This window comes from Mycobacterium lepromatosis (assembly GCF_000975265.2).
Lineage (GTDB): Bacteria > Actinomycetota > Actinomycetes > Mycobacteriales > Mycobacteriaceae > Mycobacterium > Mycobacterium lepromatosis.
The window spans coordinates 818,083-842,070 of the sequence record NZ_CP083405.1 but is presented as its reverse complement, the minus strand read 5'-3'; the positions used below and the strand labels follow the sequence as shown (position 1 = coordinate 842,070).

Sequence of the window (23,988 nt, the reverse complement as noted above, 5' to 3'; positions counted from 1 at the left end):
TTGAAATTGGATAGCATGCCCGGTAAGACCGTGTTAAATCTTCCGGGAATACGTGTTAAGAAACACGTAAAAAATTTTCATCGGCGTTTGTCTATTGTGTTTATGTAGCAACGAGTTGTTAGCTTTTTTGGAGACACTGGGGATGAGCAGCAAATATTCTAACAAAGTTGGCAATACACACGAACTAAGCATCGTTACTGGTTGACATGTTTCACAAACGAGGAGCACGGAAGTGCATTCCTGACTACTCAGCCTGGAGAATTGGCCGCCCCGGCGGCTGTTCCCTATGTGGGCTCCGGTCTCCGCCGCCGGCGCCTACGTTTCGCCTTTCAGAGCCGCAGTTGCTGTTGTTGTCCGCAGTCACCTCCGCCCGGGTTGTCCGTGGGGACAAAATGAGATGGTCTTGGTGTTTGGTGGTCGCTGGGCCAGTCGCAAAAGTCTCGACGGAGGCCGTGGGTGCTATGGCCATCGCCGCAGTAACAACCCCCGGTTCCTGTCGGTTGTTTCATCAGAGTTAATCTGACTAAACATTATGGTTGCATGCCACAATGTGGGCAGCTAGAAAGCGTGGTATGAGAGACCAGGGTGCAACCGGTGCCCTTCGCTGACGGGATTCTGGGTATTAACGTAACAGAGGGTATATCAAAATGACCTGACTGGATCTGACCGGTCGTACCGTCATAATCGCCAGCGCGTCCCCGCAGCATCGGGCTGGTGATCGTCCACAATAGCTCGCGATCGCCGGCGGCCAATGTGGTGTTCGCCGTCCGCAAGTAAGAGGCAGCGGAGGCGGCCGCATCACAAGTCGGTGATGAGGCGTTGGCGCTTACGCAGTCGACGAGGAGATGCTGCCCGACATTGCGTCGAGTGCGTGCTGGAGTACTTTGACGGTTCGGCGGTGTGGATATCTTGGCCAACAACGCTTGGAGTCAATCCTGCGTATGCTCCGCTAGTCGAACAGGACCATGCTTGCTTCGCTAAGATTTTCGATGTCAACTTGTGAGCTCCGCTGCTGTGGCCCTCGCTCGTCGTCGCGGCATGGATGGGTAAGCATGGCGGCGTGGTGGTCACTACCGGCTCTGTTGGCGGCTGCACCCATCAACCGGCCATGGGTATGGGCGACGCAACCAAGGAGGCGGTGATCCGTGTCACCAAACAATTGGCGTTGGAACGCTCGCTCCAGCTATTGGGGTCACTTTGGTCTGCCCAGGTTTCGTTCGTAGCAGGCTGACTGAGGCCATTTGGAAAGACCAAGGAAATTCGCTTGCGGTGATCATCACGCTCGGAAGAATTTGGTGTGGCGGGTGCGGTTGTCTTTCTCATTTTCTAGATACGGTGAGTTAGATCATCGGCGAGACGATAGTCATAGGCGGTGGTCTATTGCTCGGCCATGCACAAGGATTCCGCGCTCAGCCGCAAGCCAAGCAATGAGTAATGAGTATTGCCGTCGGCCTGGATGCGTGGGGGAGGTTGTTCTTCGACGGGCACAGCCCTGTCATCAGCGAACTGCGCGATTTCCTTGGTGCGTGGTTCGATCTGTTTACTACCAAGCAACGGCAGGCTGGGTCTGCCGCAGGCCGCTCAGGAGCAGGTTGGTGTCCAGTTGGTCGTTCACGGGAGCGCTCCCGGCGGGCGGCGGAAAGAACGGTATCAGGATTGGTATGGCGGCTTCGACCATCGCGCCGTCCGAGATCGAGGAGTAGAAGCAAAAGTTTCTGCTTCCGTTATTCGTTGGTTATTCCATCTATTGCTAAATGTTCAATGATCCGGATTCGGGATCGGATTTGGTGGAGGAGGCTACCCGCACGGTGCGAGACGGCTATCACCCCGATGACTGGATCGTCAATGGGCAAAAGGTATGGACGTTGATGGCGCAGCACGTGAAAATGGCCATCCTGGTTGCTTGCATCGGTTCGACGGTGCTTAGATAAGATGTCCTGACTTATTTTCTGTGCGACGTTACTCAACCGAGAGTCGGAATTCGTGCGCTACCCCAGATCACTGGTGAGGCGGAGTTCAACGAAGTATTCCCCCAACGACGTTCGGATGCCTGGTGCGAATCGGCTCGGCCAGGAGGCTAGCGTGTTGCGATTAACCGTGCTCAACAACGAGCGCGTCGCGATCGGCTCTTGCTCTGGCGTACCTCGGTAAGGTGGTCATATCGGTAAGGTCACCGCAACTTGACGAGACCGGCTGGGGACCAGCGTAACCCGGTGATACGCAACGAGCTAATGCTCCTGCGGGTCGAAGCAGAGGTTCTTCGTCGGATAGGTTAACGGTTGTTTTAGGGGGACAAAAGTATTCAAGAGGGTCAGTTCGGTCCTGAGGTTTTCTGCTTGAAAGTTGTACTTTGCTCTTCTGGCGTAGGGTATCTCGGGTTTTGACCTCGATCTGCACTCCGAATCCTTTTTCATCAAGACGATTGGATCATGTGCAGACCAGAAGTTATCGACCTGATCGGGTGTGAGCCCGGTTACCGCTACTTACGCGCGCGGCAGCTCGATTTAGGATGGCACTTCGGAAATCTTGCACAATGAACTCGCCGAGTGGATTCGGATTGCCTGGCGAATATCGCGTCGACAAAGAAGTCACATCGAAGGATCTAGATCGATGAGCATGGGCGACCCGCTGTACTCGGACACCTAGGAATCACTGCGCGACAGCGTGCTTCGCTTTGCTCGTCGAAACGTGTCTACGGGAATCGATTATTCGCACCTATGACTCGGATTCCTCGGTTCTGCAGTTCTTGTCAGAAGTCTGGCAAAGAGCAGCCGTTGAGCTGGATAGCCGGGATGTTGGTGCCTGAGTCATTGGGTGGCGGTGGTCCGAGTGCTCGTGCGGTCGCGATCGTGATGGAGGAGATCGTTCGGGCCGTCGCGCCGGTCCCGTTATTGTCCAGCGCTGTGCCCGCCACCGTTGTGTTATTGCGTTCTGGTGAAACCGAGACCGTGTCGGCGTTGGCACAGGATACGGTCACGGCGGCGCTGATGGTGCCGCAGTACACCCCGCCAGGCGATTCGGTCGCCGAGGTGAGTATTGGCTCCGATGGTCTGACTGGATCCGTCCGTAGTGTCGTGGGTGCCAGTGAAAGCTGATGTGCCGTCCGGTGCTGGCCCTGTTTATGATCAGGCTTTTTCCCGACGTTTGGTTCTCGGCGGCGACATTGTCGTGGTTAGGCAAGGGGGATGCGGTCGTGTCGGCAGCGCTAGAGATCGGAGTGGCGTTGCTACACTCCGAGCCCCCCTGGGGTCACGCGGTGGTGTGTGACACCGTGTTGACCTAAGGTAGACAGCTTAAGCGTTCGGCCGCACGATTGGTTTATATCAGGCGGTCAAGAGACCGGCCCGCGGATCTAGGGTTTGCGGTCGGTATGGGCTATGGCTGCTGCCCGCTACGCCACCGATGTTCATGTCGCGGAGGAGCGCGTACAGTCGCACGGCAGCACCGGAATGACGTTGGGAGTATAAATAAAATACTAAATAAAATACTAATGGGGCACCCACCCTGAATCGGGCCAAGAGCGGCCAGTTAGCCTTTGGCATCGTCTACCGTTGTGGGGCTCGACTGGCCGAATTGGTGGACCTTCCGGTTTCGTGGTCTATTTAGCGCTGATCGGTTACCGTATACTTACGATGCTTCAGCCGCGCCGCTAGCTTTAACGCGGTGCACCGAGCTGAACAGGTTGGCCATTGCTGTCCAGTGCCGTGCGGCGGCGTCATACGGTAGGTGGTCTGCTACTGCGAACCCGCGGACAGCCGAATATCATGCGACGGTGCAGGCAACGCTGGTCGCCCGTCAGCGCTTTGTAGAGCTGTGCGGCGTGGTTCGGGTGAAATGTGTATCATTCTCGGTACCGTCCACGTAGGCCGTGGCCTTCATCCGGTTGGCCAGCAGGTGTGGGTTGTCTGTGGTGTTGGCCACCAGGCCGTCACTGTAGAAGAACGCGGCGGCAACGCGGTCTGGTTGCTGCTCCGCCACTAACACTGAAATTCGTCCACCCCCATGTATCATGTATATAGCCGCATACGCCGAACTATCCCTCGGCTACCTTGGGGCGACCGGCCAAATAGTCGAAGAAGGCCCCGGCGTTGCTGGCCATCATGTCCAATGTGACATTTTCCACCATGGCCATCACCCGTTTGCGTTCTTTCGTGTCGCTGAATGCTGCTGCAATTTTGATCGGAGCCCCGTCGCCATGGCGCATGGTAGTAGTGGTACACGTTGGGCAACAGCAGCATTGCGTAGCCGAACCCGACCAGCTTCGTCGTTATCTAGTAAAATGTGTTGTGCGTACTTGGCTATTAGATTACCACACTAGGCCAGGGTCCGTCTCCTTCGGGGGGAACAACTGGACGGGGCAACGGCTGTCGGACGTGGTGAGACTGTCAGTACGGTTCGGCATGCTCTCTACTCTTCTTGGCGCGACGTAAATTCATTGGCTTCTTGGCGTCGATCCGCCGCGACTGGCTTTTCCGCCGTGCTTGCGATCGCCGCTAAGCTGGCTGTGTGCTGATAGCGACGCCATACGAGGACTTGCTGCGTCTCGTGCTTGACTGCGGCGTAGCCAAAGCCGACCGCACCGGCACCGGGACCCGCAGTCTGTTCGGTCAGCAGTTGCGTTACGACTTGTCGGTTGGGTTCCCGCTAGTTACGACGAAAAAGGTGCACTTCAAGTCGGTGGTCTACGAGTTGCTGTGGTTCTTGCGCGGCGACTCCAATGTCACCTGGTTGCGCGAGCGTGGAGTCAATATCTGGGACAAGTGGGCTAGCAGCACAGGTGATCTCGGGCCGATTTATGGTGTGCAGTGGCGATCTTGGCCGACCTCCTCCGGTGATCACATCGACCAGATCAGCACTGCGCTGGATTTGCTGCGCACCGACCCGGATTCTCGGCGTATCATCGTGTCGGCCTGGAATGTCGGTGAAATCCCGCAGATGGCGCTGCCCCCATGCCACGCGTTCTTCCAATTCTACGTCGCCCAAGGCCGGCTGAGTTGCCAGTTGTACCAGCGCAGCGCCGATCTGTTCCTTGGTGTGCCTTTCAACATCGCCAGTTACGCGCTGTTGACCCACATGATGGCCGCTCAGGCCGGTCTCTTGGTTGGTGAGTTCGTCTGGACGGGCGGCGATTGCCACATCTACGACAACCACGTCGAGCAGGTACGGCTGCAGCTCAGCCGCGAACCCCGAGCTTATCCGGAGCTCTTTCTAGCGCAGCGTGATTCGATCTTCGACTACGTCTACGAGGACGTCGTCGTTACGAATTATGATCCGCACCCGGCGATCAAAGCCCCAGTCGCGGTATGACGCGCGTCAACGACGATGATGCCAGTATGGCTGGGCTCGAGAAGTGGCGCGTATGACGATGGTGAGCCTGGTCTGGGCTCAGTCGACGACGGGTGTGATTGGGCGCGGTGGCGGCATACCCTGGCGAGTTCCTGAGGATCTGACTCGCTTCAAACAGCTGACGATGGGTCACCCGGTGGTGATGGGCCGACGGACCTGGGATTCGTTGCCGGCTGGGGTTCGCCCGCTGTCAGGACGCCGAAATGTCGTGCTGAGCCGACAAATTGACTTCATGGCTGAGGGAGCGGAGGTGTTCGGTTCTCTCGAAGAGACTATTTCCAATTTCGAGACTGAACCCGAGATGTGGGTGATTGGCGGTGGGCAGATCTACCGGCTTGCGTTGCCATTGGCGACCCGTTGCGGGGTCACCGAGGTGGACACCGACCTGCCTCATGAGGACGATGACGTGCTGGCCCCGGTGCTCGACGACACATGGGTGGGTGTGACGGGGGAGTGGCTGGTGAGCTGCTCCGGACTGCGGTACCGGTTGCACAGCTATCGTCGTTCATGAGCGCCGCGTCCCACGGCAAGCAGATGGTATCCCCACTGCATCGCCGTGATGCGTGTGCATGAGCGCCTTTATACCGTGCAAGTCTGTCGAGTAGCGGTCGCGGCACAAGGCTTCGCCGAGCTCAAACCTGCTGACCCAATCACTATACGCATTTGAAGCGACTGATCTGGTGGATCCAAGTGTTGCAGTTGGACTCGGTGTCGGTGTGTGCACACTATTCGCCTGTTTTTCGCTGACTCGGGTCGTACAACCGCGACGTTTTTGGATCGCGCCGTATGGTGCTCGGCATACTCGCTTGGCGAGGTTGCCGGTGGAGTACTGGGCACGCGAGGCGACACTGAGGGCTGTCGATGATTGGGCGTTGTTGCGCTGGAGTATGTGTCAGTACCAGCATGGCTGCTGGGGCAGTCATGTCGTCAAGGCCAACCCGCGCAGTTGGCTGATGACATTGTGGCCGCTGTCGGTGCGCTTTGGTCCAGTACCGTGGAGGTCGATCGAGGCGTATTTGGCCGCCGCATCACGCTCAGCAACGGGTTCTTGGTGGAATCGCAGCGGCACCAAGTGGAGCGACACCAAGTGGGTTGTCGAGCCCTGTTTGCTTCCGGGGTGCTACTCACAGTTACTTGAGTGGGCTTAGCCCGTCACTACGATTTGGCGGAACGGGTGCTGCTGGCCAGTGCGTGGGTTCGGGAGGTTGACGACGTGGCTGTTCGTGAGTTGACGCTGCGGGCCGCCACCGCACTGGGTGTGGGTACTGAAGCCGACAGCAGCGACTACCTACGGTGGTCGGTTCAGTAGGTTAAACTCGCTACAGCTTAGCTAGTGGCGGTCAGTGAGATTGATGAAATTGAACCGGTCACTGTCCAGGGGGTCGGCGTAGGCATATCTGCGACACGGCAGCACGGTGCCATGCGTTGACCGCGGCACCGTGCTGCCGTGTCCTTTCGATCCGTTGATCTTCTTTCGACAGCGGGTGGAGCGGCTGTTTGATTTCGCTACCGCATTGAGATCTACACGGCAGCGGTCAAACGCCAGTACGGCTATAATATTTGTGGTTGCTGCTGCTTAAACGACCGTTTGGCCGCGTGTGTTGACTCTCGTGGCTGACTCAGCCTGAAATACGCTACGTGTCGTGGATGTGTTCGGTGAGGACCAGCATGTCGACCAAGTTACTGGGGAGTTGGGTTAACACGTCGCTAGCCAGCGAGCTGGAGTCGATGGCGTCCTGGCCGGGATGGGGTCACTGTGTCCCGACGGAGCGATTTGGCCGGCGAGTTACGCGCGATTGGATGCAACTAAGCTGTAAAGCAACATAGATAAGGAACTCGCTGGATGGCTCCGGGCAAGAAACACGCGCTGGAGGTACTGTCGACGGTAAAGGAGATCAATGACGCGCTTTTGAAGGCTGTGGACAAGCTACGCGGGTCACTACCTGCCAACTAATAAAACTAATAAATAGGGTGTAAGCTCCGTTTTGGTATTGTTCCAATACATCTCTTATGTTGATAACGAACGAGCTGACGGCGTGTTTGCTGTGCTGCTATCCGAGCACTGGAAATTGTTGGCGTACAATACAAAAGACAACAACATCAGCCAGCTCATCGATGAGGCAATGGACACTATAATAGCGGCTAACCCGGAGCTGGTCGGTACTTTGTCATATATATGACCTTTTGACCAGCGTCGGCTGGGTGAGCTAGTCGAGTTGCTTGGCAGTGGACGGTTCAGCCTGCATGGCAGACATCGCGCGGGACCTGATAGGGGAGGTGTACAAGTAACTTTCTAGGCAATTTAGTTCACGTAGAAGAACGGCTTAGCAGCGAATTCTTCACCCTACCCAGTGTTGTTAAGATAATTGCTGAGATTCTCGAACCGTCCAGAGGTTGGGTGTGTGATTCGTGCTGTGGCTCGGGCGGAATGTTTAGTCCAGACCGAAAGGTTCATCTGTTATGACGGTAGCAATTCGACGGATGTTTTGATCTACGGGTGGGAGCGCGTCGAGCAGACTTGGCGGATGTCACAGATGAACCTCGCCGATAACGGTGGCGTGTGGTTAGAGGGGAGCTTGTTTATCAATGACCAGCATGCCTGCACGACTGTTTCCCAGCGCCGGGATTGCGGTTTTCCTGTGGTTCCTCACGATGGACAAAAACCTATGGAACGTATGGAATGGATCGATCCAGGTAGGTGCTGTTTATCGACGCATGCTGGCTCGGCTATCTGGTGAATCTCGCTGAACATGGATTGACAGAAGACGAGGTTGCCCGTATTGACGACACGTGCTACGTGTGGTGCAGGCCGAAGTCAGCGTCCGCGAAAGGCCTACCTACTAGGATGTTCTGTGATTCTGTAGATCCGTGTTGCTGGATCACATTAGAGACTCAAGGTGTATGCTCACGATCACGACGTTACGGTATGTGGGAACTTAGTGAATTACGATGACGGGGCGTCAGTCGTCGAGACAGTCGCACGGTTGGCAGGGGATCGGATGGTGGCGCTTGACGAATCAGTGCGATTAGAATGGGTGGCGCGTGAGTAGGTAGAGCGCCTGTGATGAAGATCAGGTTGGGTGATTACCGCGACTTCAACAACGGGTATTTTTCGCTGGCGCGGAAATCGGGTGATCGTTATCCGGTTTATGGCGTCAATGGGGTGATAAGCTGCGTTGCGCGGTGCAATGCCTGTGTCCCTCTCGTAGTCGTGGGTCGTGTTGGGTCATACTGAAGTAGCTCGCACTACCGTGAATCCGATGTCTGGGTTAACTGATAACGCCCTGATTTTGCCGGGCAGAAGGTAGCATAGAAGAACGATACTGGTACTATGTGTCGCAGACTGGCATGAACCCTGAGACGGATCCGGCCAGTCGCTGCTCAACTAGCTGATTCTGCGCGACTTGTTGGTTTAGTGCGATCGCAACGTTGCAACGAAAAAGGGTTTCGGAGCTGCTCGGCGTTCTCGATGACAAAATTGCTGGCAACCAAAGCGTTATTGCGGTTGCTGAGGCCTTAATGCTCGCCATTGTCGAGTCGGTCTCTTAGTAGGTGCCGCTGTCTGACCCGGCAAGTCGGTCGACGGTGTTTCTTAACATGGGCGGGTTCTACTATCTACTATGTGGTTGTCCATTTCAGCTTTTCGGAGTTTGACGACGGTGTGCAACCGCAGATCGTCCCCGCCATGGCCATTAGGATCGGCAAGGTCGTCTTGTTGGAGCCGTGCGTGTTGTTTGCGAAGCTGCACCCGAGAATTCCGCTGATCTGAAATATGGTGAGTCTGAAGTCGTGCATGGCATTAGTTTGAGTGTCGAATTCTTGATGCTACGACTAACTGGCTTCGATGCGTTGATGCTGTGGCCAGCGATACGGCAACCTGATGTCCGCGCGAACCCGGCGACAGCACGCCGCGAGTACCGCGGAACGTCACCAAAGTATTCAACCGCAGGAACTCCTCAAGGTTCGGGTGCGAGATGTGCGCCGTTTGGCTCCCGAACCGTTGCAGACGTTCGCGCACTTAGGCGCACTATGTTACGAGCGACGTAATGAGTCGATTCCGCCGGCAATCCTACGTGACGCACTGCTCCCTCGCATGTTGTTCGGACCGGTACGGGTTCAGGACCGGACGATAGCCAGTGGCGCAGTTTAAGAACTCGTTTGTGTACCTTGACTACTGTGCGGATGCGATTGTCAGACTCAAGCCTGATGCTGCTCATCTTTGCGCGAGCGTGAGGAGTCGCCGCGGGCGAACCGCTCGAACACCGCCGACTGAAGTGCTACTGAAATGCCAGGATCGTTGTCGATCACCTGCAGCACGCCATGGCTGGGGTCGGTGGTCAACCGCGACGGTGCTGGCTCCGGGATGAGGATGAATGCGTGCGTTGGGCAAGTAGGTTAGTCATCACCTTGGTGAAATCACGCCCCATCACCGGGAACAACCGCTGGCTCTTCGGGTGGCGCAAGCTCTCACCGGTGGCCCGGTCTTGCCGCGTGTGCGTCCTGTTCGCACTCTAACGGGCGACTGGAGTACTAAGCCCCGGGCCCAGGAAGTCAGTAGGTCCTTGACGAGGCGCGTTGTCTACTTGGTCTCCGATACCACCCATGTCATCATATGTGCAGCCGCCTCCTGGCCCAGACCATCCTGGCCCATCCGTTGTGCTGATTAGGTTGGGTATAGTCGCGCCCAGCGGTTTGTCTAATTCGTCACTGGCGTTGGCGACGAACTGGTGCAACTGGGTTTTGCTCGCTTGCTGTGTCCCGGTGCGGCCATGATGTGATCGAGCATCCGGTTGAGGGCCGATCCGAGTTTACCCACCTTGGGTTCGGGAACCCGCACCGGCAATGCGACCTCGCTGCGGTCCAGCGGCAGATCCCGACAGCAGATTTGGCTTTGATCACGTTGAGATGGATATTGTCTTCAGTTGACGTGTTTAACAGCGGCATCGCGTATAGACGGAAGGATTATATTTTCGTCTCAGCGGATGCGAGGTCCAGCCGCATGTACAGCTGGCCGACCAATTGCTTAACCGTCTGGTCGATGCGCGCTTACGAGGGTTAGCAGCGACCTCCATCTCCATCGGAGATGGGCTTGAGGATCAGCATGTGCTCGGCGAGCCAGCCCTCGTCGTGGGTCATCGCCGAGGCAATGCGCAGCGAGTAGCACTTCTTCCCTAAGGGTAACGAGTCGGGTTTTCATGCAGGCAATTAAAGTAGTTCGCTATCGAGGGCGTAAAGCTAAGCAGCGATTACGGCGTCGTAACTGTTCGCGGGTTGAGCATGATCTTGTCGGAGTAGTGGAATTTAGCGAGTTCCTGACCGATTCGATCCTGTGGCCAGCAAAAGAGCGTGACGACAGTCAGTTGGCAGGTCCGGTTTGTAGCTGTGTGTGCGGAACCAGCTGCCTAGAGTACGACGTATTGACCTGACGCAAGGTTGTGTTGCCATGAGAACTACGCCATGGAGACTTGTGCATCTACCCGAATACGGCTGGCTATCGGATGGATAAGAACGAATCGGAGTTCCATGGACTCAGAGTTTTTCCCAAAATTGTGGTTAACCACGGTAGTCGAGTAAATTTCACGAGCAACTTGATGAAAACTGCTATCAACTATGTGCGATGCTCGCCGGGTAAAGCTGGCAGCGTACTCTGTTAACCTGGTGTGTGCCGGTCGGCAAATCACCGCGTTGGCGGTGCCGATCTGCTGGAGTTCAATTCTCCCAAGTGGCGTTGACCATCACCGACTTGGCCATGATGGGCTGACCAGCGTGCCAGCCATCGCCGGCGGTGGTCTGGCTTGGTGGCGACCGCTGCTGCTGTGCTGCTAGGAGTAGCGCTCATCGCGCTCGGCTATCTCTTGCCGCTCTTCAGCGTGGATTAGGACGCGTTGGCACTGGCACGGCTAATTGTATCGCGATGGATCCCGGGCTGGTACCGATGGTGTGGCTCAATGTATTGCGTCAGTTCACAGTCAGCATGTGTAGCCTCGGGGCATCGCTAGCGGTCAGCGTCGTCGTAGTCGCAGCCAACGTGGCACTAGAACATTGCGTTCATTCGCAGAGTTACTCGTTTTCCGAAGCTTGGTTTGGTAGGAATTGGTTTGGTAGGAATTGGTTTGGTCACAACGCTTGTGCAGGTTTTCGCGGTGGGTGTTTATTACACCTTGCGACGCCGGGACGATCAGCTTGCCCTGGCTACCAGCGATAGATGGCTGGAATGCCCACACTGCAACGGCTTGTAGGGGGGGATCCTGCTCCTCGGCATCCCTATCTCGTTGACGTGCAGCCCAGAGCTGGGTTCACCCCTCGCCGTGGTGGTGATGAGGGTCCTCGGCCCCGTCATGCTGGCCACGTTTAATTTGATTACTTATCTGACACCCATTGCCTTCCAAATCAGCATCGGTTTGTCTCAGACATCGTCAATTCCGATCAGCCGTGTTCTTGGCCCAGGTAACCGAGAACGGGTCCACCAGATCGCTGCGGTCGTGTTGGTTCTTGGCGCGATCACCACGGTTACACGCGGAGTGCCTGACGTGGACAACACCAACCTGGGTGCTGTGACCATTTCTCGATCCTGTTGCGGACTCGGCCATGATGTTGCTGTCCAAACTTTCCTGCTCTTTGCCATAGCCCAGCAAAGGGTGGAATTCATACAAAACGTTGTTGTCGGGTTGCTCCGGGGGATCGGGAACACCGTGACGGAGTACGAGCATCCACGATTGGATATTGGGTGGTCGGATTACCGATGACGCTATTGCTGGTTTTCTCGGCGGGCGTACACGGCCCCGGGGTATGGATCGAGCTCAGCACAGGATTTACGGCTACCGTAGCGCTGCTGTTACGCAGTTCCGCAGAGAGCTGCTCCCCGGAAAACCCCAGCCTGCCTGCTGGGCTTTTCCTCGTGGCGCTCTGCGGCGTGAATCGCCCCCCTGGCTAAGGTGAGTGTTGTGGCCGAGATCGCGCCGCTACGCGTGCAACTAATTGCCAAGACTGAGTTTCTGGCGCCTCCCGACGTATCGTGGACTACCGACGCCGATGGCGGCTCCGCGCTAGTTGAGTTCGCCGGCCGCGCCTGCTACCAGAGCTGGTCTAAGTCCAATCCGCGGACCGCTACCAACGCCGCGTACATCAAACATATCATTGACGTCGGGCATGTTGCGGTGCTCGAGCATGCTAGCGTTTCATTGTACATTAGCGGTATCTCGCGATCGTGCACTCATGAGCTGGTCCGACATCGGCATTTTTCCTACTCGCAGCTGTCGCAGCGCTATGTGCCGGAAAAGGGCCCGCGGGTCGTCGTGCCACCGGACATGGAAGATGACGACGAACTTCAACAGATCCTGCTTGCGGCAGCAGAGGCCAGCCAGACCACCTACACTGAACTGCTGGCCAAGCTGGACGCCAAGTTCATGGCCAGTGAGCTCGACGGCAGCAGGGCGGTACTGCGGCGCAAGCAAGCCCGCCAAGCCGCCCGCGCGGTGCTGCCCAATGCCACCGAGGCCCGGATCGTTGTGACCGGGAACTACCGGGCATGGCGACACTTCATCGCCGTGCGGGCCAGCGAGCACGCCGACGTCGAAATCCGGCGGCTGGCCATTCTCTGCTTGCGCCGGCTCGTCGACGTTGCGCCCGCAGTATTCGCCGATTTCGAGATCACCGCACTTGCTGATGGTACCGAGGTCGCGACCAGTCCTTTAGCCACCGAAGCCTGATTCCTGGGGCCGTTGCTAGCGCCTGCGGAGGTACAACCCAAACGGCGTGTCGCTTGACAAACATGCACCCTTGCTCAGTTGCTGAAAGCTTGGCTTCGCCAGGTAACCTGTGGCCGTGACCACTGTCGGATTCGATGCCCCCGCACGTTTGGGGACCCTGCTTACTGCGATGGTGACACCGTTTGACGCTGATGGCTCTCTTGACACTGCGGCTGCGACGCGGCTGGCGAACCGCCTGGTCGACGCGGGGTGTGACGGTCTGGTGCTCTCGGGCACCACCGGCGAGTCGCCGACCACTACCGATGACGAGAAACTCCAACTGTTGCGTGTAGTACTTGAGGCGGTAGGTGACCGAGCTCGAGTCATCGCCGGCGCGGGTAGCTATGACACAGCTCATAGTATCCGACTCGTCAAGGCCTGCGCGGGTGAGGGCGCGCACGGACTTCTGGTGGTTACCCCTTATTACTCGCGGCCGCCGCAGACCGGGCTGTTTGCGCACTTTACCGCTGTTGCTGATGCGACCGAGCTGCCAGTGCTGCTCTACGACATTCCCGGGCGGGCGGTCGTGCCGATTGAGCCTGACACAATTCGCGCGCTGGCGTTGCATCCCAACATCGTCGGGGTCAAAGAGGCCAAGGCTGATTTGTACAGCGGTGGCCGGATCATGGCTGACACCGGCCTGGCCTACTATTCCGGTGACGACGCACTGAACCTGCCTTGGTTGGCGATGGGTGCCATCGGCTTCATCAGTGTGATTTCTCATCTAGCCGCAGGACAGCTTCGAGAGCTGTTATCCGCTTTCGGTTCCGGGGATATCACCACTGCCCGAAAGATCAACGTCGCGATCGGCCCACTGTGCAGCGCGATGGGCCGCTTGGGTGGGGTGACGATGTCCAAGGCAGGTCTGCGGCTTCAGGGTATCGACGTCGGTGATCCGCGGCTGCCGCAGATGCCGGCAACAGCAGAGCAGATCGATGAGTTGGCTGCTGATATGCGTGCAGCCTCGGTGCTTCGGTGAGCCAAAAGGTGGCCAACAAGTGTGATGTAGACCTAGCCCCACCAGGTCCTCTGGCCTCAGGTGGGTTGAGGGTCACCGCGTTGGGAGGCATCAGCGAAATCGGCCGCAATATGACGATTTTCGAGCATCTGAGCCGGCTACTGATCATCGACTGCGGCGTGCTGTTCCCCGGCCACGACGAGCCCGGTGTCGATCTGATCCTGCCGGACCTGCGCCATATCGAAGACCGGCTCGACGATATCGAGGCGCTGGTTTTGACGCACGCGCACGAGGATCACATCGGCGCAGTCCCGTTCTTGCTCAAGTTGCGGCCTGACATCCCGGTCGTCGGCTCGAAGTTCACCTTGGCCTTGGTCGCTACGAAATGCCGTGAACACCGCATCAAACCGGTGTTTGTCGAAGTCACCGGGGGGCAGAGCTCTCGGCACGGTGTGTTCGAGTGCGAATATTTCGCCGTCAACCATTCCATCCCGGACGCGCTCACTATTGCGGTCTACACGGGTGCGGGAACGGTGTTGCACACCGGTGACATCAAGCTCGATCAATTACCACTCGACGGCCGCCCTACCGACTTGTCCGGCATATCCCGGCTGGGTGACGCTGGTGTGGACCTTTTCCTGTGCGACTCAACCAATGCCGAGATACCCGGCGTCGGTCCTAGTGAAAGCGAGGTGGGTCCGACACTGCGTCGGCTGATTCAGGGTGCCGATGGGCGTGTCATCGTGGCGTGTTTTGCTTCCAATGTGAACCGGGTGCAGCAAATTATAGATACTGCAGTAGCATTGGGCCGGCGGGTGTCGTTCGCCGGACGGTCGATGGTCCGCAATATGCGCATAGCGCGGGATCTCGGATTTTTACGAGTAGACGATTCTCATCTGATTGACATCGCCGCTGCCGAGATGATGGCACCAGAACAGGTAGTGCTGATTACCACTGGTACTCAGGGCGAGCCGATGTCGGCGTTGTCGCGGATGTCACGCGGCGAGCATCAGAGCGTCACGCTGACCTCGGGTGACCTCGTCGTGTTATCATCATCGCTGATCCCTGGCAACGAAGAGGCGGTCTACGGTGTTATCGACGCGCTCGCCAAGATCGGAGTTCCAGTTGTCACCAATGCCCAAGCCCAGGTGCATGTTTCGGGTCACGCCTATGCCGGTGAGCTGCTGTTCTTGTACAACGGGGTGCGTCCGCGCCATGTTATGCCGGTGCACGGTACTTGGCGGATGCTTCGCGCTAACGCCAAGCTGGCTGCCAGCACCGGGGTGCCGGAGGATTCAATCTTGTTAGCCGAGAACGGTGTCAGTGTCGACCTGGTTGCTGGTAAAGCGTCGGTCTCCGGAGCGGTGCCGGTCAGCAAGATGTTTGTCGACGGGCTGATTACCGGCGATGTCGTCGATATTACCTTGGGTGAACGGCTTATCTTGTTGTCGGGTTTTGTCGCGGTCACGGTGGTGGTGAAGCGCGGCACTGGGCGTCCAGTTACGGTGCCGCAACTGTATTCACGAGGATTTTCCGAAGACCCCAAAGCACTTGAGCCTGCGGTTCGCAAGGTCGAGGCAGAGCTGGAGTCGTTGCTCACCGCAAACGTGACCGACCCGATCAGGATCGCCCGGGCCGTGCGCCGCACCGTTGGCAAATGGGTAGGTGAAACCTACTGTCGGCAGCCGATGATTGTGCCGACGGTGATCGAGGTTTGAGGTTATCTGGTCGTCGTCACCGCGACACCCACCACCTCGCAACCCACCCACAACAGGACGCACACATAAACTACACTTCGGCAAGTAGTACACGAACTTCAAACGCGCGACACTAAGGATACGGCGTGCGTATCTGCTCGAGTGTACTCCTCAGGTTTTGACGCTGACTATCAGGAAGATGTTTCGCACGACCCCGCACTGTTTCGCTCAAGCCATTATGTGTGTATCTCCTCGCGCCGAGAAGATTTCCGGGAGACGGGAGAGAAGCTGTCATGGTTCTAATCCGGACCGTTTTGGGGTATCCGGACCATTTGTTTCGCGATGCAGCTACGGTTTAGGGAGGGTGAAGAAACGAGCTATGCGCCCACGGGATAGCTCTGACGACAGGTCAATTTAATGTTATGAGCAGTTCGATGTCCATTCTGCGGATCTTGCTGACGTTAGTTCAGGTATCGATACGCTTCTGGATCAAAGCTAGCTCTTGGTCAACGGTGTGCATGCCGACCGGTTCCAATCCGCGGCGCGCTACTGCGCCAACACGGTCGTGTTTGACATCGGAGGATGCGGTCGTTCCCAAGGACAAGCTTGTGGCTCGTGGCTACGTCGTGCAGTTGGCTTAGCACCGAAAACTCCGACTCGGTTCATATCAACGGCTTCGGCACCCCTTGGTGGGTAGACGACATAGCCGGGTTGGCCGCTAGCCCGGTTGGTGGAGTGATGTTGGTGATGGTCGAATCGGTGGACCATGTCACCGAGACTGCGAAACTACTGTCCAACGTGCCGATCGTGGCGCTGGTTGCTGACGGACCGGGGTTTCTAGCAGCGCATCACCGCCATCGCGGCCGCCAATGGCACTTTTCGGTTTGTTTTCGGCATTGACGATTTCCGTCGTGACACCGGTGTTGGAGAAAACCCGACTACCCCTGGCGTACGTGTGATCACGCTTCACCATCGCCGCCAAGGCGGCTACCCTGCCCAGTGCGATCAGTGGGTCGACTATCGGCTCCACTAGTTGAAGTCTCATCTAGGCGATGGCTGTTTACACTGAATTTGGTATGACGGGCAAAAATTTGTCTCACACCGAACCAATGTGCGGAGGTGCATGAGGGACTATTTCCGTAAAAGAACGAAATTGCTTGGTAAGAAGGTTTTCTCGTTGATTTCGAATGTGACAAGGAGAGGTCGGAAACGACTCTGACCTGCTGAGCATTGCCCAGGTCACGAAGATCCTTGAGTTGGCTCGTGCGTACGGCATCGAAGTGTCCGACTGTTACGGCGAACCGGTTCACTCACTCGCGTCGTCGGACACGTATTACTACTGAACCGCTATCGGGGGTCATGGCATCAGTGCGCACCTATGAAGTGTTGGCGACGTACCTGGCAGCGAGCGTTGTCGGCGACATTACTCCATTGCCGTTCGTGACACAGGTGCTTTATGTGATCGATTTTCCGCCCCGATACCGGGTGGATATTCGCACCCATCAAGGCCGCTGTCGGGATCGAGCTGTTCTCGGCACAAGAATCGCTCGCGCTGACGTGTCTGACTACAGCGATACTCACGATCTACTTCGTGCCGACGGTGACAGCGATCCTGCTCTGTTGCGAGCGGCGTCTTGGGAAGACGGCTAATATGGATTCAGCCTCGACAGTTTGGCTGTGGTACGGAAGTGGGTCGATAAGTTGGAGCAGCTGTGTGGTGGGTCCGGTCTTGACTGCGCTAAGTTGGGGTTGGTGATGGCTCTGGTTAGTCTTAAACAGTTGGGGTGCTATCCAAGCTGGGCGTTGGCGCATTGGTCCTGTTAAAGGCGTCGCTCGACGATACGCAAGCTGTGACTGGGTTGGGTCTCGGTGCTAGTTGATTGATGGATGTCGGTCTTGAAGGACTTGCAGGTTCGGTATGCTCTCTGGCTGACATTAGTGAGGCCGACGCGTTTTCCCACAGTAACTGACTGCTCTCACCGACGAGGTCCGGCACGTACCCGTTCCGCCCACGCTAGAGAGGTGCCCATATTGTGCGCTTTTCGGCTGGCCGACCCAAATGCCGACGCTGAGATGATTGCCGAGTGTGTGAGCCAACCTCATTTGGTTAAGATATGGTAATCCGTCTGATCGGTGTCGCCCTGGGGTCGTTACCTGCGAGCACAATTCGACGGCACCTATTCGCTGTCTTACCTTGACGTCCTGGATAGGGAAAGGTCATGGCTGTCTTAAATAGTCTTTCTGTAAAGGATTCTATCTTTACTCAATATTAATTCGACCCTTACGATCTTGGTATCCACGCGGCCATCGCCGACCCGGCCGTCATGAGCAACGCGATCGTTCAGTTCCTGCTTCTCCACTTTGTTGCCAGTGCGCTAAAATTTGAACTACATTGTAGCCGAGTAATTTTCGATCCGTACCATCGAAAAACGATGTGCGTCGTTCTGGGAGCACGGTGGCTGTGCACTCCTAGGAGAATTCGACGTAGCGAACCGACAGCTGGCTCTCTACGTGTTGCCGCGCACGCTCGACGATGTTCCTCGCCTTCGCAGCAGCTGATCCTCGACAACAATGGCGTGTTCGGCGCCGGGCGTGCTGTGCTAACTCCGTGTGCACTCTTGTGCGCTAAGACAAATCCAACTGGGGTGTTGTGTTGGTGATGGTGTTGGTCAGGGGTGTGGTGAACGAGTGGTTGGCTGTGTTGGTGTCGTGTTGGTTTCACAGTTCGTCGATGACCTCGCAGCCGGTGATGACGCGTACGGCGGTGCTCTAGCCTAGGGCAGTACTTGACTTTTTGTGGGGATCGACCGCGGAAGGAAGATAAAAGCCATCCACGGCGTGATCTGGTGACTTGTGCGCGTGGCGGGCTAACACATCACCAGAAAAGCGCAACTGATCCCCGGCCACCCGCCACACCAGACGCACCCCCAGCATCGCCAGCTTCGATGTCGCGGCCGGTGACCAACACCAACTACTCGGCGGCCCTTGCAAGCAGCCCACCTACGCCGCGACCAACCCTAAACCACCAACACAACCCACACCACCGATCCCCACCACATAACCCACCACACCCCTCAACCACACAAAACCAAACCAGCAAGAAATAACCACCAACAACCAGCACAACCACACCTGGCGTGCCCTCAGGACCGCATCGTAGAGCTGGCGCGAGCGCACAGACGAATGCACAGCGGCCACCTGGCCACACGCGTCCTTAACGCGGGCACCCGGTGAATGGGAGTGACCACCACGTTCGTCACCCGACCGGATGCTTACCCGGCCTATGCGGTTCGCCAGTTGCGTAACCAAGATGCCTGCTTGTAACCCATTGCGCCGCGGTTTCTGGGCCTGATCTACTGCTCTATCGAGTACAGACCTACGCACGGGACATCAGCATCGCGATGGCACAGCAGCTGAGTGCGCACCCACACTGGTAAAATGCGTCACCGCGTTAGATTGCTGTGAACATGCTCGAACTCTGGCCGATCGCACTGCGGCCTGACACACAATCGGGTACAGCCCCGGGAAACGATCGCGAAAATCGACAGCCAGTTCGTCGTGAAAACACTTGTGGATGCTGGCAGTGCTACCGTTGCAAGGAATGATCTTTAGTAGTTACGCGCCCCACACCCCATCTCAGGGTTGTTCCCCAACCCAGCGGCCGGTTCCCTTCCGCGCTTCACGGCCAGGCCGGATCTTACAGTTGCCTCCACTCTTTACGGCGATCCCATCTGGGTCGACGCCGCTATCACTCGCAACAAGTTTCTCATAGTGCGGAAAGTGACCGCAGCGTCGCTGTCACGTTAGTGACTGGTGGTCCCCGTATCCGCCGTCAGAGAAGGGTTGAATTCCAGTGTTCAGCTCATTCGATCGCCTGCCTGTGGCCGCAGACGTGGCAAGTTTCGACTACAGGTACCAGTGGGTTTTAGCAAGGGTGAGACATGATCCTTACTAACGGGTTTTGTAGGCTAACTGGCGGCGGTGTTCACCCAGTGTCGAATCGGACAGGCCACAGCGTCGCACCGGTCAGTTCTTTTTTGCCGCAGCATTCCGGCACCGCAGCCTGGCAATCTGTTGTGTCGCTTCGGCGTGGTGGCGAGAACCCCTGCTGCTGTTCGACTTCCGCCGCGACAGGTGCCACAGCTCTTTCAACACTATTTCCAAAAAGCACGAGTTCAGGACACGCTCGGATGACCTCGACACGGCAATCAGAGTTAGCGACAACGGGTTGTTGGGGACGTTACACCAGCACGCCGAACACAGTGATAAACCGGGTTCTCTTGCGGTATACGGTAACCGCCGGTATCCGTACTCGCCCTATGGCCAAGAGACGTTGGAGGCGGCGAGTTTTATCATGCACCAGCGCACGCTCGGTCCTAGGCAGGGTGACATGTCGCCGGTCGGTCTCTACCAGAATCGCGCCGGTGGTGAACGTAATCCGGTCACGGTCTTGGCTCTTCTTCGCCAAGCGAGGAAGCCAACCCGGCAGCCGGACCGCTTACCCAACCTGGCCTACTGCCAATTCCAGTAACCGTCCAACGCAGCGCGAACACCATCGGCGAACGCCTTCTTGCTGATCCCGGTCCACCACACCTGGCCGATGCCGGTATCGACGCTTAGCGTCTTTGACTTGATTCCAACACTCGCGCAATCCAGCAAAGTTAGGCTTGTCGACCTCCTCTGTGACCTCGCAGTAACAGATGATATCTTTCTTCAAAGTGCGCATCACCCGGTTGCGGATATAACGGTAGCCACCGAACTGTAATCGCAAACAGGAAACTTACTCGAGGGTTCAGTCCAAGGTGAACTGAAACACCTACAGCGTCCAGCCCTCGGAGACCTCGAATTTAACCATAAAACTGCTTCGCGGTCCTACAATAACGGCAGCTACCAATGCACCACTTGGCACGGTTCTCATCTACCCGCTTGCCATAAAGCGAGCACACATCAAGGTCAAAATCTCGGTCATGTCCCGCACGAGGTCATCATCGACCCCAGCGGCTTCCATGACCACCCGTTCGAGCGCAGCGTTCCCAAACACCCATTCCTACAGCGCAGCACCTATAGATACCGACCACGCAACACGTCACAGTTGGCAGCCCCTCGCGATGGCGATGAGCGCTACTCGAGACAATTGGATACGCAGACTTTCTGAAGTAGTGGCAACTGATACCAATATAAAAGAAGTTTTTCAAACATTTTGCGGCGCAAAATTTTATTAACTTTTTGCGCAGTCATACAGGAAGGATAAGAGATCTTCCTCGGTGCAGTCACATTTAAAGTTGCTGTCGCTTGGTTACGCCAATAAATTAAGTACCGATTGAGTGCGATTTGTCCGCTATTGCGTAGTCACTCGAACAACACGAAGAAAATATACAGAGCCCCCGTGAAGCTCACAACGCTCACTGTCAAGCCGACCTTCGGTGCCGTGGAGAATAACTTCGGTAAGCATTTTCACCGCAGCAACTGCCTACACCGCGCCAAAAGCCAGGGATTCGTTACCAGTCAACACCTGGTCAACGGGCCAATGGTTACCTCTTACAGAGTGGGTAAACTGTTGCCCAACAGCATAAAGATCCCTGGCTACACCCTCTAAGGGAACGCTCTATCAAGAAGACGTCGCAGCCAGGTCGGACAGCGAAGTTGTCACCCCCATGGTGAAAGACTTCCGCGCCTGTGGGCCTAACGACCAGACATACAGGCTAGTTGATAACGTTTCGGTCCCGAATGGCCTTAATCCGGCTCCCATACCGCAAGACAGCGAATCGAGGGACACCCTGTACTGTGGCGCAAGCCGAATACTGTGGTCTATGACGATGGACTGCAGGACATTCTGATCTGGACGTCAAACGTACCGGGCCCCGATGCCGGGCAAACCGCTGAACGCAGGTCCGGCACTGGGTGGACTGGCTGGCCCGGCGACACACACCTAATCCATGGCACGTCTCTCCCCGTACCGCGCCTTGTGGAGTTGAGGAGGTTTTGCGCACCCGGGACATTGCCAGGAACCTTTGCGTCAGGGCATCGTATGGAACCTTCCACCCGGGTCACGCCAGTGCCAGCGTGCTCTGATTTGATCAGAACACCGTCACTGTGAGCGACCGAAACATAACGCGCAACCAGAATAACCAGCAGCACAACAATTTAGGCAAAGGTGACAGACAGGAGCAGGTAGCTAAATCGCGACGATGCCGTCATGTGTCTATCTCCTCTTGTCAGTCCGCATGCGCGCTTACGACCCGCAGTAAGAGGAGTACGACACACAAGAACAACAGCAATGCAATCTAGATTGCGGTAGCACCAGTGCGGTCGCCGTTCTCAATCAAGGTCTGGATCCACTGCGATAACACTGAAGTCTTCCCCGGCACCGCACCACCAATCAGCACCACCGAACCGAAATCGCCGATAGCCCGCAAAAACACCAGGCCCGCAACTGATAACAACACCGAAGTAACCGATGGCAGAACAAACCGCCGAGATAAAGATTTTTCGGGCTGCTGGCGCCCAACGACGCCATCGACTCTTCGTCCGCCCAGATTGATCTCTAACAGCCACGATTCGACAGCACGCACTACGAACGACAACGTAACGCACACCAGCGCCACTCATACGCACCATTCGGTGTGCTGCAAATGAAGATCCGCCGGACTGTTGTTCCGATAAAGAGCCAGCATCGCCAGGCTGGCGACAATCGTAGGCAACGCAAGCAACAGATCGATCATCGCATCGACCAACCGTTTGCCGACGACATCGTCACGCACCAACACCTAGGCAATCAACAGAACGAACACAATGTTGATTACCGCAACCCCAGCGGAGATGGTCAGCATCACCCGCAGCGGGTCCATCGCGGCGTGCGATGTGACTACCAGACAGGAAGGGTCGCCAGCGGCCAGCGTCCTGCCACACAATGGCAGCCAGGGGCAGCAGCAGCAAGATCATCGAAAGCCACAACCATAGCCGCACCAATCCGAAGCGACACAATGGTACCGAACCGGCGCAACGAACAAGTATCGATTAACGAGCCGTCATCCGGTGGCTTGCATATAGACCTTGGTGATGCTGCCGGTGTTCTTGTCGAATAGCTGCGGATCCGCCGTGCTCCAGCCACCCAGGTCGGCGATCGTCCACAGTTTCACCGGCACCGGGAATTGGTCGCTGAAATCAGCACTGACCGCCGGATCCACCGGACGAAAACCTGCCTGCGCCCACAAACCCTGCGCGGCAGTTGTGTATTGGAAATTCTTGAACGCGGTCGCGACCTCGAGGTGCGCGCTAGTGCTCACCACCGCCAACGGATTTTCGATCTTGAAGGTAACCGGCGGATTGATGTGTTCGACCGACTTGCCCTGCCGCTCGGCGGCGATGGCCTCGTTCTCATAACTGATCAGCACGTCGCCGCTACCCTGGACAAAGACATCGGTAGCTTCTCGCGCGGATCCTGGCCGCAATTTGACGTGCTCGGCCACCAACCGGTTCACAAAATCAATCCCCGCCTGGCTATTGCGGCCACCTTCGCTTTTGGCGGCGTACGGAGCAAGAAGATTCCACTTGGCCGAGCCCGAGCTAATCGGATTGGGCATGATCACCTCCACACCGGGGTGCACCAGATCATCCCAATCTTTGATGTTCTTGGGATTGCCGGTGCGCACAACCAACGTCACCACGGATCCGAACGGGATTCCCTTCGTGGCGTCGGTATCCCAGTCCTTGGACACCTTGCCTACCTTGACCAATCTGGTTATGTCCGTTTCAACCGAGAAGTTCACGATGTCAGCTGGCTTGCCATCGACAACACCGCGAGACTGCTCGCTGGAAGCGCCATACGACGTTATCACTTGCACACCATCGCCCGGCCGAGTGCCATTAAACGCCGGAATCACTTTGCCCCAACCAGGTCCCGGTGCCGAGTAAGCGACCAGGGCGATACTTGTATGCGCATGCACCAGCCCGCCGCCAACGACGTTGCTGGCACCACCATGACACGCAGCAACCATATCGATAGTCGAGGCAAACACGGCCCCGACAACCATCAAGTTCCGCCAGCGCAATACTCGCCCAATGTAGTTAAACATTAGCAGCCTTCCAGTGCGAGACGTAGGCATCTCGATCGCATCGTTGCGGGAAGGCACCTAGAACTGGAGAGAATTCACGAACTCCATACCAGACCACTCACGGGTTTGGCGTCTGCAACGATAGTTGACGAGGACACAGCACTCCAAAACACCGGGTGCTACAT

25 protein-coding genes and 9 pseudogenes are annotated in these 23,988 nt (G+C 56.8%); 23 read left to right on the top strand and 11 right to left on the bottom strand.

Annotated elements, in window-relative coordinates:
• Positions 1-656: 656 nt before the first annotated feature.
• Positions 657-1,431, top strand: a pseudogene (locus tag MLPF_RS03935) (SDR family NAD(P)-dependent oxidoreductase).
• On the opposite strand, the gene MLPF_RS03930 reads toward MLPF_RS03935, so the two are convergent.
• On the bottom strand, positions 1,378-1,554 hold the full coding sequence (locus MLPF_RS03930; RefSeq protein ID WP_156147129.1) for a hypothetical protein: 177 nt from the start codon (positions 1,552-1,554) through the stop codon (positions 1,378-1,380). The pseudogene MLPF_RS03935 and the gene MLPF_RS03930 overlap by 54 nt on opposite strands.
• 200 nt (positions 1,555-1,754) lie before the next feature.
• Between MLPF_RS03930 and MLPF_RS03925 the strand changes: the two genes are divergently transcribed.
• The 3 genes from MLPF_RS03925 to MLPF_RS03915 all read left to right on the top strand — a co-directional run bounded on the left by MLPF_RS03925 (position 1,755) and on the right by MLPF_RS03915 (position 3,283).
• The gene (locus MLPF_RS03925; protein ID WP_156147128.1) at positions 1,755-1,931 is read left to right on the top strand and encodes a hypothetical protein; all 177 of its coding nucleotides are present in this window, start codon (positions 1,755-1,757) and stop codon (positions 1,929-1,931) included.
• Between the two features lie 843 nt (positions 1,932-2,774).
• Complete coding sequence (locus tag MLPF_RS03920) at positions 2,775-3,095, top strand: acyl-CoA dehydrogenase family protein (RefSeq protein ID WP_237755993.1); 321 nt, start codon at positions 2,775-2,777, stop codon at positions 3,093-3,095.
• Positions 3,095-3,283, top strand: coding sequence for a hypothetical protein (locus tag MLPF_RS03915; RefSeq protein WP_050039156.1), 189 nt, complete (start codon positions 3,095-3,097; stop codon positions 3,281-3,283). The genes MLPF_RS03920 and MLPF_RS03915 overlap by 1 nt, the downstream gene beginning before the upstream one ends.
• Positions 3,284-3,627: 344 nt before the next feature.
• Here MLPF_RS03915 and MLPF_RS17050 read toward each other — a convergent pair.
• A pseudogene (locus MLPF_RS17050) lies at positions 3,628-4,402 on the bottom strand (dienelactone hydrolase family protein).
• A 104-nt stretch (positions 4,403-4,506) separates the two neighbouring features.
• Here MLPF_RS17050 and MLPF_RS03900 point away from each other — a divergent pair.
• The 9 genes and pseudogenes from MLPF_RS03900 (at position 4,507) to MLPF_RS03865 (ending at position 9,496) form a co-directional block, all read left to right on the top strand.
• The gene (locus MLPF_RS03900; protein ID WP_045843213.1) at positions 4,507-5,307 is read left to right on the top strand and encodes a thymidylate synthase; all 801 of its coding nucleotides are present in this window, start codon (positions 4,507-4,509) and stop codon (positions 5,305-5,307) included.
• 52 nt (positions 5,308-5,359) lie between these two features.
• Positions 5,360-5,857: a dihydrofolate reductase gene (locus MLPF_RS03895; RefSeq protein WP_045843214.1), complete on the top strand. Its 498-nt coding sequence runs from the start codon at positions 5,360-5,362 to the stop codon at positions 5,855-5,857.
• Between the two features lie 48 nt (positions 5,858-5,905).
• Positions 5,906-7,173 (top strand): annotated as a pseudogene (locus MLPF_RS17045) (DNA glycosylase AlkZ-like family protein).
• A gap of 158 nt (positions 7,174-7,331) precedes the next feature.
• Positions 7,332-7,526, top strand: coding sequence for a hypothetical protein (locus tag MLPF_RS03885; RefSeq protein WP_050039155.1), 195 nt, complete (start codon positions 7,332-7,334; stop codon positions 7,524-7,526).
• A 170-nt stretch (positions 7,527-7,696) separates the two neighbouring features.
• Positions 7,697-7,810, top strand: a pseudogene (locus MLPF_RS17040) (N-6 DNA methylase); the annotation flags it as partial.
• 122 nt (positions 7,811-7,932) lie between these two features.
• Positions 7,933-8,094, top strand: a complete 162-nt coding sequence (locus MLPF_RS03880) for a hypothetical protein (RefSeq protein ID WP_162196930.1) — start codon at positions 7,933-7,935, stop codon at positions 8,092-8,094.
• Between the two features lie 149 nt (positions 8,095-8,243).
• Positions 8,244-8,396 (top strand): hypothetical protein, encoded by a 153-nt coding sequence (locus tag MLPF_RS03875; RefSeq protein ID WP_193386746.1) that lies wholly within the window; start codon positions 8,244-8,246, stop codon positions 8,394-8,396.
• Between the two features lie 572 nt (positions 8,397-8,968).
• Positions 8,969-9,115: a hypothetical protein gene (locus tag MLPF_RS03870; RefSeq protein WP_237755991.1), complete on the top strand. Its 147-nt coding sequence runs from the start codon at positions 8,969-8,971 to the stop codon at positions 9,113-9,115.
• Between the two features lie 111 nt (positions 9,116-9,226).
• A complete protein-coding gene (locus MLPF_RS03865) occupies positions 9,227-9,496 on the top strand; it encodes a hypothetical protein (RefSeq protein ID WP_236685051.1) in 270 nt (89 codons plus the stop codon).
• Between the two features lie 47 nt (positions 9,497-9,543).
• Here MLPF_RS03865 and MLPF_RS15545 read toward each other — a convergent pair whose 3' ends face one another.
• Together MLPF_RS15545 and MLPF_RS17035 are read right to left on the bottom strand one after the other, a co-directional pair.
• Positions 9,544-9,687, bottom strand: a complete 144-nt coding sequence (locus tag MLPF_RS15545; RefSeq protein ID WP_156147126.1) for a sensor histidine kinase — start codon at positions 9,685-9,687, stop codon at positions 9,544-9,546.
• Positions 9,688-10,425: 738 nt separating this feature from the next.
• A pseudogene (locus tag MLPF_RS17035) lies at positions 10,426-10,521 on the bottom strand (hypothetical protein); the annotation flags it as partial.
• 435 nt (positions 10,522-10,956) lie between these two features.
• On the opposite strand from MLPF_RS17035, the gene MLPF_RS03855 reads away from it, so the two are divergent.
• The 9 genes and pseudogenes from MLPF_RS03855 (at position 10,957) to MLPF_RS15540 (ending at position 18,522) form a co-directional block, all read left to right on the top strand.
• Positions 10,957-11,172 (top strand): hypothetical protein, encoded by a 216-nt coding sequence (locus MLPF_RS03855; protein WP_050039151.1) that lies wholly within the window; start codon positions 10,957-10,959, stop codon positions 11,170-11,172.
• Between the two features lie 446 nt (positions 11,173-11,618).
• Positions 11,619-12,092, top strand: a complete 474-nt coding sequence (locus MLPF_RS03850; protein ID WP_193386745.1) for an MATE family efflux transporter — start codon at positions 11,619-11,621, stop codon at positions 12,090-12,092.
• A complete protein-coding gene (locus tag MLPF_RS03845) occupies positions 12,089-12,280 on the top strand; it encodes a hypothetical protein (RefSeq protein WP_175266419.1) in 192 nt (63 codons plus the stop codon). Before MLPF_RS03850 ends, MLPF_RS03845 begins: the two co-directional genes overlap by 4 nt.
• 10 nt (positions 12,281-12,290) lie before the next feature.
• The gene (thyX, locus tag MLPF_RS03840) at positions 12,291-13,055 is read left to right on the top strand and encodes an FAD-dependent thymidylate synthase (RefSeq protein WP_045843212.1); all 765 of its coding nucleotides are present in this window, start codon (positions 12,291-12,293) and stop codon (positions 13,053-13,055) included.
• Between the two features lie 115 nt (positions 13,056-13,170).
• Complete coding sequence (dapA, locus tag MLPF_RS03835) at positions 13,171-14,073, top strand: 4-hydroxy-tetrahydrodipicolinate synthase (RefSeq protein WP_045843211.1); 903 nt, start codon at positions 13,171-13,173, stop codon at positions 14,071-14,073.
• A gap of 8 nt (positions 14,074-14,081) precedes the next feature.
• The gene (locus tag MLPF_RS03830; protein ID WP_045843210.1) at positions 14,082-15,770 is read left to right on the top strand and encodes a ribonuclease J; all 1,689 of its coding nucleotides are present in this window, start codon (positions 14,082-14,084) and stop codon (positions 15,768-15,770) included.
• A 451-nt stretch (positions 15,771-16,221) separates the two neighbouring features.
• A pseudogene (locus MLPF_RS03825) lies at positions 16,222-17,092 on the top strand (HpcH/HpaI aldolase/citrate lyase family protein).
• A gap of 16 nt (positions 17,093-17,108) precedes the next feature.
• Positions 17,109-17,399 carry a hypothetical protein gene (locus MLPF_RS03820; RefSeq protein ID WP_045843209.1) on the top strand — a complete coding sequence of 97 codons (291 nt, stop codon included), beginning with the start codon at positions 17,109-17,111 and terminating at the stop codon, positions 17,397-17,399.
• A 1,000-nt stretch (positions 17,400-18,399) separates the two neighbouring features.
• Positions 18,400-18,522 carry a hypothetical protein gene (locus MLPF_RS15540; protein ID WP_282435827.1) on the top strand — a complete coding sequence of 41 codons (123 nt, stop codon included), beginning with the start codon at positions 18,400-18,402 and terminating at the stop codon, positions 18,520-18,522.
• Here MLPF_RS15540 and MLPF_RS03815 read toward each other — a convergent pair.
• The 5 genes and pseudogenes from MLPF_RS03815 to MLPF_RS03795 all read right to left on the bottom strand — a co-directional run.
• The gene (locus MLPF_RS03815; RefSeq protein WP_237817102.1) at positions 18,519-18,749 is read right to left on the bottom strand and encodes a hypothetical protein; all 231 of its coding nucleotides are present in this window, start codon (positions 18,747-18,749) and stop codon (positions 18,519-18,521) included. The two genes, MLPF_RS15540 and MLPF_RS03815, sit on opposite strands and share 4 nt — an antisense overlap.
• Positions 18,750-18,881: 132 nt before the next feature.
• Positions 18,882-18,977: pseudogene (locus tag MLPF_RS03810) on the bottom strand (16S rRNA (cytidine(1402)-2'-O)-methyltransferase); the annotation flags it as partial.
• Positions 18,978-19,989: 1,012 nt separating this feature from the next.
• Entirely contained in the window at positions 19,990-20,217 is a 228-nt protein-coding gene (locus MLPF_RS03805; RefSeq protein WP_082082308.1) for a hypothetical protein, read from the bottom strand.
• 30 nt (positions 20,218-20,247) lie between these two features.
• A complete protein-coding gene (locus tag MLPF_RS03800) occupies positions 20,248-20,520 on the bottom strand; it encodes a hypothetical protein (RefSeq protein ID WP_237817250.1) in 273 nt (90 codons plus the stop codon).
• Positions 20,521-20,596: 76 nt separating this feature from the next.
• Positions 20,597-20,769, bottom strand: a pseudogene (locus MLPF_RS03795) (hypothetical protein); the annotation flags it as partial.
• Positions 20,770-21,328: 559 nt separating this feature from the next.
• Between MLPF_RS03795 and MLPF_RS03790 the strand changes: the two are divergent.
• Entirely contained in the window at positions 21,329-21,586 is a 258-nt protein-coding gene (locus tag MLPF_RS03790) for a DUF1942 domain-containing protein (protein ID WP_236684884.1), read from the top strand.
• A gap of 378 nt (positions 21,587-21,964) precedes the next feature.
• On the opposite strand, the pseudogene MLPF_RS03785 reads toward MLPF_RS03790, so the two are convergent.
• Both MLPF_RS03785 and MLPF_RS03780 read right to left on the bottom strand, forming a co-directional pair.
• Positions 21,965-22,682 (bottom strand): annotated as a pseudogene (locus tag MLPF_RS03785) (ABC transporter permease subunit); the annotation flags it as partial.
• Positions 22,683-22,777: 95 nt separating this feature from the next.
• Positions 22,778-23,824 carry a sulfate ABC transporter substrate-binding protein gene (locus tag MLPF_RS03780; RefSeq protein ID WP_045842602.1) on the bottom strand — a complete coding sequence of 349 codons (1,047 nt, stop codon included), beginning with the start codon at positions 23,822-23,824 and terminating at the stop codon, positions 22,778-22,780.
• Between the last annotated feature and the right edge of the window lie 164 nt (positions 23,825-23,988).